Source organism: Trichocoleus sp. FACHB-40 (assembly GCF_014695915.1).
Classification (GTDB): Bacteria; Cyanobacteriota; Cyanobacteriia; order Cyanobacteriales; family FACHB-T130; genus Funiculus; species Funiculus sociatus.
Genome location: NZ_JACJPF010000101.1, coordinates 102251 through 114730, shown reverse-complemented (window position 1 = coordinate 114730; position 12480 = coordinate 102251). Strand labels below are relative to the sequence as shown.

The following is a 12480-nucleotide window of genomic DNA, read 5'->3' as shown; positions in this document are numbered from 1 at the left end:
TTAAAAATCTTCTCTGCTGAAAGCTAACTAAGATTAAGTTTTTGTAAAATCTCGTGCTGTACTTGCTCTGGAGTTTGGTCGCCGTTGACGGTTAACAGGCGCTGACGATGTTCGTAATATTCCAATATGGGGATAGTGCGCTCTTGGAATAAATCGATGCGGCGCTGTACGATTTCTGGTAAATCATCGGGACGCGATCGCTCTAAGGAACGGCTCATCAACACTGATTCTGGCACCTCTAACCAAATTGCCCAGTCTAGATGTTGCCCCAAATCGTCCAACAGAAAATCTAACTCTTCTGCTTGGAAAGCGGTACGCGGATATCCATCCAACAGCCAACCAGCCGTTACATCCGGTTGTAGGAGGCGCTGGCGCATGAATTCAATCATATTTGGGTCGGGTACTAGCTCACCCTTGTCCACATAAGGTTGGGCTTCTAGACCTAGTGGAGTAGCAGTAGCGATCGCTTGTCGCAATATGTCCCCAGTAGCAATGCCAGGGATATTCAGTTGGGTGCATAACCTTGCCGCCAGCGTTCCCTTACCTGCCCCTGGCCCTCCCAAAATTACCAGTCTCACTGCACCTTGCTCCTGCTGCGATGGAATCATGCTTAAGTATTGGCTATTTTGCCATCTATCGCGTACCGAGCGTGACTGCTTTGGCAAGCAGCAACATCACACCCACCTATTGACGGATAAATATATCTAGTGTTTGATTATGATGCAAAATATAAAAGCACACTACATATCGTTTGCCTTTGATAATTTTTCTTTGGCAAGCCATGTACCATTAAACATTGCCCTATGGTTGCTCAGTTAGAAAGCCCTACTCTCAATTCCACGCCACGCTTACCTTATACCGTTCAAGGGCTGGTACAAGTATTCACCAGTTCTCACCGCAATTTTTTTACAACCGTGATGGCGCAAGCCTTACGAATCGCGGGACAAGGAACCCCAGTTTTAGTGGTACAGTTCCTCAAAGGCGGAATTGGTCAGGGACACGAGCATCCGATGCAGCTAGGGCAAAATCTAGATTGGATTCGCTGCGATCTTCCCCGTTGTATTGACACGCCACACCTCGAAGAGGCAGAAACTCAATCGTTACTCCAGTTGTGGCAGCATACACAAAATGTAGTGTACGAGGGCAAATATTCTCTCGTGGTTCTGGATGAATTGAGTTTGGCGATTAACTTTGGCTTAATTCCCGAATCTGAGGTACTGGCTTTTTTAGAAAAACGCCCCGCCCATGTGGATATCATTTTGACAGGGCCAGAAATGCCCCACGTGCTTCTGGAGGTTGCCGATCAAATTACCGAGATACGCCGGAGTCACAGACCCTAAGATGAGGAAACTGATAATGGTTTCGTTAGGTTCTGTAGTTTCCACTGCTCTAGAACACTCTTGAGTTGAGTTAAGGCATCCTCATAATCTTTGAATTGAATCTCAACTATTACTGTGGGGATGCCGCGCGGGAATCTTGATATTTCCTTACCTTTTTCATATAGAAGAATAATGGGGATAGAGTTTGTCTCGGCGTAAGCTAACTCCATACCTACGCCAAAAGATGGGGAACCAAGGTAAGCAATAACCAAATCTGATGTGCTTGCTTGGTGTTTATCTGTCTCGAAAACCTGACGAGGGCTGATATCAGGATTATTGATAGGGTCAGTATTTATATGCGGGACATAAGCCTCAAACCCTATTTCCTCGCAAAGTGAGCCAATAGTCTCATAAAAAGCTTTGATTGCTGCTGAATTCTCAATCCCAGTCAAAGCGCCAGATATGTAAATTTTTTGTGTATGTATTATACTCATGACTTAGATATAGGTTTCAACCTATCATAAACAATAGGGGCTATCACAGCTAGGAATCCAGCTATAGAAGAACCGACAGCAGGATTAATTAAAGAGGCTGTAATCCCGCAAATTAAAGCCACAATAGCCAAGAAAATACTCAAACTAAGGCGATTTTTATTTTCGTTTTCTATTTTTTGTTGTCTGGTGTTTTTTTCTGTATTTATTCTTTCTTTTTCTAGTTCAGCTTTCTCTAAAAGTTGATCCCAAAGATCATCTCTGTCAATAGGTCTGCCGAGATTTGTTTTGGATGCAAGGTTAACTCCGTAGAAACAAACCGTACAGAAAGGCTCTTTAAATCTGAGTTCTGTAGGACTATCACGGTAATTACGAACTCAAATTAGTAATTTGCCTGACCATCCAGGATCTATCGTAGTAGAAATATTAGATAAGCCTTTAGGAATAATCTTTGAGACCATTGAATGTATAGTGGCTGAAACTTTTTTTGAAAGAATTAAAGACTCCAAAGTTCTTATCACTACCGTATCATTAGCATCTATATATATTTTTCCATCTTTTTCAATATCAATCACTGATTTCTTACTCCAAGAAAATCCTTGTTTTCCTACTCTTAGGTCATAACCAACAGGGGTTAAATACTTTTGCTCAAAATCTTCTATATCTAGCCCATCTTCACGAGTATTTTTGAAATCATTCATGGCTTTTTTGATGTCTTCATCGCTAAACATGATTAAGCTCCATAAATATTGCTCTCCAGGGGTTATCGGATTTATACCTTAGCTATTTTAGGCGAAAGTTCTGGCAACAGATGTAGGATTCAACAGAAACAAAGCTGCTCTTTTTGCTGTTTCTTCAGACAGCGGAATTTGTTTGAGGGTAACTAAACCATCTTGGATAAAGGAATCCCTCACCAGGATATTTTCTCCACTGTTGAAAGGAGTTTCATAAAAAACTTCATAAATCCCTGCTGAAATAATTAGCTTTAAGCAAGATAGACAAGGTTCAAGGGTGACGTAAATACTGGCACCATCAGTAGAAATTCCGTGCTTAGCAGCTTGGGCTATCGCATTCGCCTCAGCATGAACAGCACGGGATGGCATCGCTTTACTAGCATCGCAACTACTAAGACCAGGATAACAGTATCCCTGAGTTGTACAATGAGCAGAGCCTGACGGCGAGCCGTTGTAACCTGTAGCTACAACTTGCTTATTTTTAACGATTACCGCACCCACTGGAAATGCAAGGCAAGTTGAGCGAGTTGCTGCAAGTTTAGCCAACATGAGAAAGTATTCATCCCAGGTCGGTCGTTGAGAAGATTCGTACACTATTCTCTATCCTGAATGTATTGCTTACCTGTTTTGAGACATTCAGCGGCTTTCTGTAACTCCATTCCCAAATAAGCTGCATGGTCTGGACGTATTGCGGGAGAAGCCGCACAAATTTCTCTTACTAACTTCAATGGATTCTTCCCGAAGTAGCAAGCAACAGCTTCACCGCTACCTGGTGTTGTTTGCGTGACAGCTATCTGACTATCTGTAATCTCGATTAAAAAATTTCCAGACGGATCGTAGTAGTCCTGTTGTTTGCAAATTGACGCATACTGTTGCTGGATTAAATTATCAGCATTTTCCCAAGTATCATCATAAATATGAGCAGACTGACTTATTGTAATTAGCGGCCCCATCTTTAATTTATAATCGGAACGTCTCGTGATTTCATCTGTAATATGCTTTTGCAATGCCCTTAGACCCATAGCATTTGCCACCCATGCGCCAAACATATCGTTACTCCTGAGTGTAGCTGTCAGGCTAAGATTTCCATTGACAACTCTTACCCAAATATGATTTAGGCATGGTGAACCACTATGTTGATGATCTGATGTACCATCTTCTCTGCGGTTGATATTCCCCCCCGAATCCCAAAGATTCATAACAGCGCTAGCCGCGTCTATTTCTCCAATAAGTTTTTGAATTACATCTTCTATCTGATCGCGCCCAAACCAAGAGCGAAGCCGTTGTGAGTAAGTGTATTTAATACCTTCTACATAAGGAGCATCTTCTAAGATTTGAGGAATATAGTTTTTGATGGTTTCAGGATCAACAGGTAAATAATTCGGTTCAGGAAAGTAGAAATTATCCGGCTCGTCAGTAACAACAGCCATTAAGTTGATCAATTCCTGAATATATCCATCGTAGCCAGTGGGTCGGATTATTCCGGTTGTCTTAATTCGATGAATTATTTTTACCCAGGTTTGGGCAATGGTTTTTCCTTCAATGCGATGTCCATAAAGTTGCCCAGGTAGTACAGTTGGCACTACTTCGGTATTAGGAAATTCCAATTTGGAACCCCACGGAGCGCTCACGCCCTGTGTTGCGTGAGACTTTACTAAATCTACTGCAAGCTCTATTGATTCGGCTTCGTCGGCTCTTACATATTTCCGTAATTGTTTTAAAGCACTATCTGAAATCTCAATATCAATGTACCCAGGGATGCGAGAGTTAATCGTCCAACATCTGCGCCCAGTATCAGTTTTGCCTTCTGCAAATCCATGCCGAAAGAAGTCCAACAGACACGTCCCACCGCCAGCGTTACGATCTTCCTTTGTAGCGTTTAGAATAACCAAAAATCTCACATGGGGATTAGCTAGCAGGTTCCTAATCAGGAAACTAATGCCCCTAGTTGGAGAGTAAAGCTGCCCAATAACAGCATATTCGTGGGGTTGCAGATGTTTGGCGATCGCTTGCTTAACAGTCCACCCCGTGATGACTGCCGTCTGCCCTTTCCCGCAAATCAGCTGGTTTGGCTTGTGTAGTGGTTTGTATTGGAATTCGATTGCCCGACCCGTTGCTGTCATGTCTATTGAGTTACAAACTCTTTATCTTGCCATAACAGCACACCATTTGAGTAAGTTTTTAAAGATTTATGAAGACCGCGATCGCCTGAAATTGAAAAAGCCTTCGAGGAAATCTTGCAACCCAGTATTCTTGCTGAGTCGCTGTTGATGCCACTCTTGCGCGGTTTGGTAAATAATTTCTGACAGGGTGGAAGAAATGGGAGGCAACTGCAACAAAGCATTCACGTTGATTTTCTGCTGTATCGCCAAAGCAATGATGTAAATCAACTCATCAGCTTGAGTTCCAACGATGCAGCTGCCGAGAATTTGTCCATTGCGACGCAAAATAAGTTTACAAAACCCAGTTGTTTCCCCCAACATCTGGGCTTTACTTGCAGATTTGAAATATTGCCGCAACACTACGACATCCTTAACATAGATGCCTCTGGCTTGCTCCTCTGTTAAACCAACTCGTGCCAACATGGGGTCAGAAAAAACCGCTGTGGGGATGCCGCGATAGTTTGCTTTGAAGATGGGCAAAAATAAGGCATTTTTCAGGGCGATGCTGGCTTCGTACTGGGTGATGTGAGGAAGCTGATGACCACCAGCAACGTCTCCACAGGCGTAGATCCGGGGATTCCTGGTTTGTAGCTTCTCGTTCACCTGAATGCCATGCCGATTCATCTTCACCCCAACGCCTTCCAAATTTAAGGATTTGATCGGCTGCGATGATGGCGTACACAGCAAAATTTCATCAGTTTCGATAGCTTTGTTGCCAGCTAGAACCCACTTTTTGCCATCAATCTGTTTTACTTGTGTCACGTCTGTTTGCGTCAGGATGCGGACACCCTCGGCTTCCAGTTGCGCTTGAATTAGCCTAGCTGCCTCTGGGTCTTCTTTGGCTAAGATGTGGGAACTACGTGCCACCAAAGTAACATCTGCACCCAACCGCGCTAAAATCTGCGCCATTTCAGTGCCAGTTGCGCCGCCGCCAATCACTACCCACTCTTTGGGTAGTTTTTCAGGGAATTTCTGCTGCCAATCTGCTGGTGTCAGATAGCCAGTAGATTGTAGTCCGTCGATTTCGGTTGTTGCTTTATTTGAACCTGTCGCAATTAGGTAGGCACGCGATCGCAATTTCCGTCCGTTGACGACAAAGCCGAGGTAAGGTTTGCGGCAAAATTCCCCCTCACCAATAATTACATCAACGCCCAAAGAAGCCAAAACTGCTGGCGAATTCTGTTCTTCTAAGGTGGAGACAACGCCGGATGCCCACTGAATTGCCTCGCTAAATCGAATTTCAGGGATTTGCTGCGGGGAAGTTGCATCAGCCTTATCCCAATAAACACCAAATTGATCGGCGTTACTCGTCTGCTGAAGAACTCGCCCAACCTGAGTTAAAGATTGGTTATAGATACCAGAATGTAAGGACAACCCTGGCGGCGTATTTTCAATTAAGGCAACGCGGGCTTGCAGATGGGCAGCAGCAATTGCCGCATAGCGCCCTGCCTGTGTACCTCCTATTACAACTAAGTCGTACTCAACTGCCATAATTAGTCATTTGTCAGTAGCTAATTGATAATAGCTAATTGTCAATTGCCAATTGCCAGTCTGACCTTAGTTATTAGCGATCGCTAATGGTTATTTACTCCGATTGCTGCCAAACCTGCGATTAGGCGCTGATTTTCCGCCTCGGAACGCACCGCCACCCGAAAGTAGCGATCGCCCAATTCTGGAAAACTCACACAATCACGAATCAGAATCTTACTCTGCTGGAGAAGTTTGGACTGTACCTGTGGGCTGGGTTGTTCTGACTCAACGAGTAAAAAATTAGCTGCACCCATGTAAGGATGCAACCCCGGTATTTGCGCCAGCCCTTGAAACAGTTGTAACTTTGCGGGTTCCAACCAATTCCAAGTTTGCTGTTGAAATTCTGTATCCTGTACCGCAGCTATACCAGCAGCAGCAGCTAAAGTGTTGACAGGCCAAGGGTCGCGCCGAGTTTGCCAACGGCGGAGTCGGTCGGGGTGCGCGATCGCATAACCTAAGCGTAGCCCTGGCAGACTGTAGAACTTAGTTAGCGATCGCAATATCACCAAATTTGGGTAATCCTGTACCATTGAAATCAAACTTTGCTCTCGGTCTGGTGGCAGAAAATCCATAAAGGCTTCGTCCACCACCACCAAAGCAAATTGTTCCAAATATGGTATAATTTCATCCCTCGAAAACATCCGACCAGTGGGATTGTGCGGGTTATTAATTAATAAACCAGCCGAAGCTGGGTTGAAAGAGGCAAGACGCAAAAGCATCTCTTGCCCCAATTCCCAATTTCCAATTCCCAATTCCCAATTCAGCACTACCGCCTTAAACGCCAACAGCGATCGCCAGTAATCGCTAAAGGCAGGCGTTACCAGACAAGTTACTGCAAGGGATGACAAATCCCAGCCAGCCCAAGTTAGCAACTCTGCCGAGCCATTACCGGGCAGAATCCAATCAGGTGCAAGTTGATGTAGCTGACCCAGAGATAGCCGCAGATCGTGGTATTCCGGGTCAGGATAGGCTCCCAGGTACTGAATATGCGCCTCAATAGCCGCAAGTGCCGCTGGGGGAGGCCCCAACGGATTGATACTAGCCGAAAAATCAAGAATTAGGTGGGGGGAACAGCCTGCCAGTGAAGCTGCCCAGGCTAAGTTACCCCCGTGAACAGGTGGCCTCAAGGATTTTTGCCGCTTTAGATAAGCTGTTATTCTTCAGGCGCGACTTTTTCTTTAAACAATTTACCAGCAGAAAATGCTGGAACCTTAGTCGCGGGAATTTCCATCTTATCGCCAGTTTTAGGGTTACGTCCCTCACGAGCTTTGCGTTCCCGTGACTCAAAAGAGCCGAAGCCCACCAAAGTCACCTTATCGCCAGAAGAAACAGCTTCCATGATGGCTTCCAAAGCAGCACTCAAAACCGCGTCAGCTTGCTTCTTCGTGACATTAGCCTTATCTGCCACGGCATCAACCAATTCACCTTTATTCATGTTTCATCACTCCAAACGGTTTATACAAAACGTGCTTTTTGCACCTCTACAGTCTCAAAAAAGGGCTATAGGCACGGTTCTTCGAGAGGAATTTTAGCCTTGAAAAAGCTGAAACTCCCACGCCCTCGAAGTTTCACTGCATTATTCTAAAGTGTGGACGTTAGATATGGATCGTTGAAACCTTTAAGTTATGTAGACTTGGGGATTTTTTTTGATTAAGTCTATCTAATGGAGTATTTCTTAGAGTCGTAAACGCCAGTTTCGGGTTCAAAAACTCTCCCTATTCCACAAATAAGCCCCCTGTCTTCCGACAAGGGGCAGGGGGCGGCCTAACGAGTAAAGTCGCTGCTACTCAAACCAAGCCAACCTGCGCGGGCTTTCTCTAGTAACGAAATCTAGCCTCGGTGGGCAGGCTTTGTTTGCCTAGTGCCAGACCGTCAGTCTGGCACTACCTTTTACTGATTCGGAGCGGGGAAACCCCTGCGTTCCAATAGCTGACGCGCATTTTGTCCTGGGGTGTAGCTGTAGCCAAACGAGGAGCCAGCTGAGTCATCTAGAATCTGAGGTGTCAGCAACACAATCACCTCTTGTCGCTGATTCACGCGGTTAGTGCTTCTAAACAAAGCACCCAGAATCGGAATATCGCCCAAAATTGGCACCTTAGATACAGTAGTCCGGTCAGAGTCCTGAATAATACCTGAAAGAATCAAAGTCTGACCATCTCGCAGGCGAATCTGTCCAGAGTTAAGGTTGCGTACTGTCAGCAAAGCGATTTGGTTGGTGTCATTATCAACGACTATATTTTGCTGACCTCCAATCGCAGTTACTGTGGGATTTACAGCTAAAGTGATGAAACCATTATCGTCAATCCGCTCGACTCTGATATTAAGAACTAAACCTGCCTGCTTAATTTCTGCGGTTACTGTTGTAGTTCTAACACCTTCGCTTGTTTCCGATTCGCTCCTGACGTTGCCAACTACCTCTTGAGTGAGATTGACAGTAGCAGACTGTCCTTCCTGAACAACCAGCGTCGGGTCGGTCAAAATTTTAGCATTACCACTTTGAATTTGCGATCGCAACGCCGAGAGAAATCGACTGGGGAATTGGAAGAAGCTGGGAAGAGCAGAGGTAATTGTCCCTCTAGTTCCCGCTGTGGCAGTAGTAGTTGTTGTTGGAGGAGTCGCAGGAACAAAATTAGGCTGACCAGGAGTACCAACTTGAGGAGTCCCAGGAGTTACGGTGGTGGTAACTAAGTTGGGTGTTCCCGGTGTCACATCTGTGATACCTGTTTGGAATGGGCTTCCTGAAACCCCTGCTCTACCTTGAAGAAAGGTTAGATTCTGTCCAGGTATCGTCGTAGGGATGTTGTTATTAACAAAAGGAGAAATTATGGTGGTGTCTACTCCCGTATTGGGAATCGGACCTGTGCTCCTAGTGGGATCAAGGAAAATATTTCCACCTGCATAGGGGTTTGGGATAACAGTTGGAGTAACCTGACTCGCCTGCGTTTGGGATGCCGTAGGTGGAGTGACACCGCCATAATTGAATACTGCTGCGCCTCGGTCTACGTTAAAGAAAGCGTCTCCTATCCCGAAGGAGAAGCTGGTGCCAAAATCACTGGTATTTAATAAGTTGACATCAACCACCTTGACATTCACGGCAACTTGACGGCGGCGGGCATCCAACTGGGTCAGGAGACTGGTAGCGATTTCCACTTTGCGAGGCGGACCCACTAGGGTAATAGAATTCAGTCGCTCGTCGGCTGACACTGCTACTCCTCTGAGCAATAAGGGAGCATTTCCCTCTTGCGCTCTGAGCGCTAATATGCTCGGCGTTCTAATTTCAACGGTTCGAGCGGCAGCTCCCTCTCCAATCGTCTGAATTTGAATTTGCTCTGTAGGGATTTGGGTTTCTGCTCCTTGGGTCGTCAGGAAGTTTGCCGCAGCTGTGACGGGAACTTGATTGAGTCGCAGGCTGCGTGCGATGACGTTCCGAGCGTCGTCGGGCAGTCTAGCACCTACGAAAATTGTGTTTCCAACTCGGTTTGCTTCTAAGCCGCTCAACTGGAGGACGGTGTTGAAGACATCTTGAACTGGCTCGTTTTCAATATCCAGGGAAATTGTGGGTCCGCTTTCTGCGGTTGCACCACCGGGAGCTGGAGCTGGTGCGGGTTGTCCAGGTTGACCTTGTGCCGCAGCTCCTGTAAAGGCAAGGTTAAGACCCGCAGAACGGGCGAGTAATCCTAAAACTTCTCGGACGGGGGCATCGCGTAAGACTAAGCGGGGTACGCGCTCAGCTGTACCGAGATCGATGACAGTGGGGGCGGCATTGGTGTTGGAGATGGTAATATCGCCGACTGGGGGCGCGATCGCTCTCGGTAAGAAAGGCGGTGCCGCAGTAACTGGTTGCACAGCCCCCGCCGCTGGTGCTGGAACCCCATCAATTGTAATTTTCGGGTTTGGCACCAGAACGTCTGGGTTGGGGGTGGTTATTACTGGTTGAGCCGGAGGAACTACTGGTAGCGCTGGAGCCGCTTGCCCCGGTAGTGGCGCTGGAGCCAGTGGTGCTGCCGGGGCAAGCGGTGCTGGAGTCAGTGGTGCTGGAGTTAGTGGCGCTAGCGGCGGTGCAGCCTGAGCAATTGGCGCTGCTTTCTCTGGGAGAGGATCTTTGACTGGTGCCGAGTCTTTTGGAGTGGGAAGTGCGGCTTTTGTTGTACCTGCAACTGGGTTAACGCTTAAGGTAATACCTCGTTCTTTATTCGAGCTAATTTCTCCAGATGGTGCTTTGTCTTCCCCGCTCACTATCACCCGGATGCTGTTGGCATCCTGCTGATTCACCACTATCGATGCGATGCCTGGAGCCGGGTTTTCCTGACGAAAACTCTCACCTTGAGGTAAGCTCAACTGGGTATTTGGCAAATCTGCCGTCAATTCATTTCCACGACTAACTGTAAAAATCTGAGGGCTGATAACAGACTCCTTAGAGTCTTCGCCCTCAGATGTTTTTAGCACCACATCCACACCGTTAGCCGTGGGATTGAGCTGCACGTCTGTTACTTGCGTAACAGCTGCCATTACTCGTTGCGTTGCTGGCAAAACTAATGCCGAACCCAGCAAAATCCCACCCAATTTTGATAGCTGTTTCACTATTTTCTCCTCACACAAAAAACCAATTTCTGCATCTTAAATAACAGCTTTCATGCCGACTTTTCGGCACCATAAGCGCTGTTTACTGCGCCGGTGGTGGAGCCGCCGCTGCCGCTGCCTGTTTCGCTTCTTCCGGTGTCAATGGCAGCAGTACCTCTAGCTTAAAAGAGTTTTCAATCAAAGTTCTGTTGTTTGGTTTACCGCTTGGGATAATTTTTCCTTGGCGGTTTACCACAACTTTTTGTTGAGTCTCACTTTCAAGCATCCTTGCTTTATAGTCTTTTACTAACAGCAATTGCTGTAATCGTTCCAGACTTCTCATAACAGATTGGGTTTGCCCGTAGTCGCCTTCAAAAACTACGTTATACACCTTATGTTTTAGTTTTCCATTGACCTCTGCTCCCAACGAGCTATCAGTAATCACATTACTACTATTGGGAGTGCCGGCATCGTTTTGAGCAGGCTCAAATCTTGTCAACTTGGCACTTCTAGCTCTAACGAAGCGGTTGATATCCAGCATTATCGTATCCAAGTTTTTCTCATTTCCAAACATGGACATGACAGCGGTTTTTTGCTGTTTTGCCTGATTTAAGTTTACCTTTGCCTGTGCAAGCTGGTTCTGGAGCTGTTCTTGTTGTTTAATTTGTTCCTGCTTATTTTTCACATCGTTTTGCAGGGTTTGATACTGATCCCATGCAGGCAGCACCATATTAACACCCAGGTAGGCTGCTCCGAGTAACCCCAGTACACCCAGTAAAGCACCGCTTACTGTGGGTGTGAAGGTAATTCCAAAGGCAGTGGGATATTCAACTGCGTTATCCCCATCTTGAGATGGTAAAAAATCTGGATTAGCGGTCATTGTTGAAGCGCTCCTTTGTTCTGAAGGTTTCTAAGCCGAGTCACCAATCCTACTGCACCCTTGCGTTCCCACTCTCGGAGTAAGTCGGCAGCAGGGGCATTGCTGAGGCTGGTTTGAATTTTGTATTCCACCACTTTTGGCAATTTGATTTCTAATTTAGGGCCATTCCCCTCAGTCAGGTTTTTAGGAAATTCCACCTGGGTTGTGTTGTCTTTCAACTCAGCAATCACTATTTGGGTGTTGTCGCTGTTGAATAACTTAGACCTCTGCAAGGTCAGTAAAAAGTCGTTTACGTGGTCGAAGCTGGGAGCTTTTCCGGTAATTACAATGTTGGAGCTTGGTGGTTCAACTGTAGCACCGGGGCTGGGCGGGGTGGCGGCGGCAGCAGCTGCATCGGGGGCAATTTGTTCAATGGTGGTGATTTGCAATCCCAGGGGGACGCGATCGCGTATATCCTGTAAAATTGCTGACCAAGGATAAATTTCGTTGAAAATACTGGCGAGTGCCTTTGTCTCTCCTTGAACCGCCTGGGTTTCTTGATTTACTTGTTGAATCTGCTGCTCTAAGGCTTTGCCTTTATTGAGCTGCTCGTCCAATGTACCGCTGACCGCAGTCAACCGTTCTGTTTGGTTTTGCAGCAACAACCACAGTCCTCCCACCGCGGCTGGTAGCAGCAGACCAACTGCCAATCCCGCATACAGGGGCAGCATCTTCTTACTATCAGGGGCTGATTTAGCACCGCCACGAGCGGGGCCTGGTCCTATGCCACGATCCTTAAGAAAATTGATATCTAAGCTATACATC

At 46.4% G+C, this 12480-nt stretch carries 12 protein-coding genes; 1 reads left to right on the top strand and 11 read right to left on the bottom strand.

Going from position 1 to position 12480, the window contains the following annotated elements:
• Window positions 1-23: 23 nt before the first annotated feature.
• Complete coding sequence (locus H6F63_RS23670) at window positions 24-608, bottom strand: nucleoside monophosphate kinase (protein ID WP_199298236.1); 585 nt, start codon at window positions 606-608, stop codon at window positions 24-26.
• 195 nt (window positions 609-803) lie between these two features.
• Between H6F63_RS23670 and H6F63_RS23665 the strand changes: the two genes are divergently transcribed.
• Window positions 804-1340: a P-loop NTPase family protein gene (locus H6F63_RS23665; protein WP_190639821.1), complete on the top strand. Its 537-nt coding sequence runs from the start codon at window positions 804-806 to the stop codon at window positions 1338-1340.
• On the opposite strand, the gene H6F63_RS23660 is transcribed toward H6F63_RS23665, so the two are convergent.
• The 10 genes from H6F63_RS23660 to H6F63_RS23615 all read right to left on the bottom strand — a co-directional run bounded on the left by H6F63_RS23660 (window position 1337) and on the right by H6F63_RS23615 (window position 12479).
• Window positions 1337-1813, bottom strand: coding sequence for a nucleoside 2-deoxyribosyltransferase (locus H6F63_RS23660; RefSeq protein WP_190639820.1), 477 nt, complete (start codon window positions 1811-1813; stop codon window positions 1337-1339). The genes H6F63_RS23665 and H6F63_RS23660 overlap by 4 nt on opposite strands.
• A 374-nt stretch (window positions 1814-2187) precedes the next feature.
• Window positions 2188-2541, bottom strand: coding sequence for a hypothetical protein (locus H6F63_RS29545; protein ID WP_199298235.1), 354 nt, complete (start codon window positions 2539-2541; stop codon window positions 2188-2190).
• A 57-nt stretch (window positions 2542-2598) separates the two neighbouring features.
• Window positions 2599-3141 carry a deaminase gene (locus H6F63_RS23650; RefSeq protein WP_190639930.1) on the bottom strand — a complete coding sequence of 181 codons (543 nt, stop codon included), beginning with the start codon at window positions 3139-3141 and terminating at the stop codon, window positions 2599-2601.
• On the bottom strand, window positions 3138-4667 hold the full coding sequence (locus H6F63_RS23645; protein ID WP_190639819.1) for a thymidylate synthase: 1530 nt from the start codon (window positions 4665-4667) through the stop codon (window positions 3138-3140). The genes H6F63_RS23650 and H6F63_RS23645 overlap by 4 nt, the downstream gene beginning before the upstream one ends.
• 66 nt (window positions 4668-4733) lie before the next feature.
• Window positions 4734-6197 (bottom strand): NAD(P)/FAD-dependent oxidoreductase, encoded by a 1464-nt coding sequence (locus tag H6F63_RS23640; protein WP_190639818.1) that lies wholly within the window; start codon window positions 6195-6197, stop codon window positions 4734-4736.
• Between the two features lie 83 nt (window positions 6198-6280).
• Complete coding sequence (cobD, locus tag H6F63_RS23635) at window positions 6281-7363, bottom strand: threonine-phosphate decarboxylase CobD (RefSeq protein ID WP_190639817.1); 1083 nt, start codon at window positions 7361-7363, stop codon at window positions 6281-6283.
• Window positions 7364-7389: 26 nt separating this feature from the next.
• The gene (locus H6F63_RS23630) at window positions 7390-7671 is read right to left on the bottom strand and encodes an HU family DNA-binding protein (RefSeq protein WP_190417972.1); all 282 of its coding nucleotides are present in this window, start codon (window positions 7669-7671) and stop codon (window positions 7390-7392) included.
• 455 nt (window positions 7672-8126) lie between these two features.
• A complete protein-coding gene (locus H6F63_RS30200) occupies window positions 8127-10817 on the bottom strand; it encodes an AMIN domain-containing protein (protein WP_347276833.1) in 2691 nt (896 codons plus the stop codon).
• 82 nt (window positions 10818-10899) lie between these two features.
• Complete coding sequence (locus tag H6F63_RS23620; protein ID WP_190639816.1) at window positions 10900-11676, bottom strand: hypothetical protein; 777 nt, start codon at window positions 11674-11676, stop codon at window positions 10900-10902.
• The gene (locus H6F63_RS23615; protein ID WP_190639815.1) at window positions 11673-12479 is read right to left on the bottom strand and encodes a PilN domain-containing protein; all 807 of its coding nucleotides are present in this window, start codon (window positions 12477-12479) and stop codon (window positions 11673-11675) included. Before H6F63_RS23615 ends, H6F63_RS23620 begins: the two co-directional genes overlap by 4 nt.
• Window position 12480: the final 1 nt, after the last annotated feature.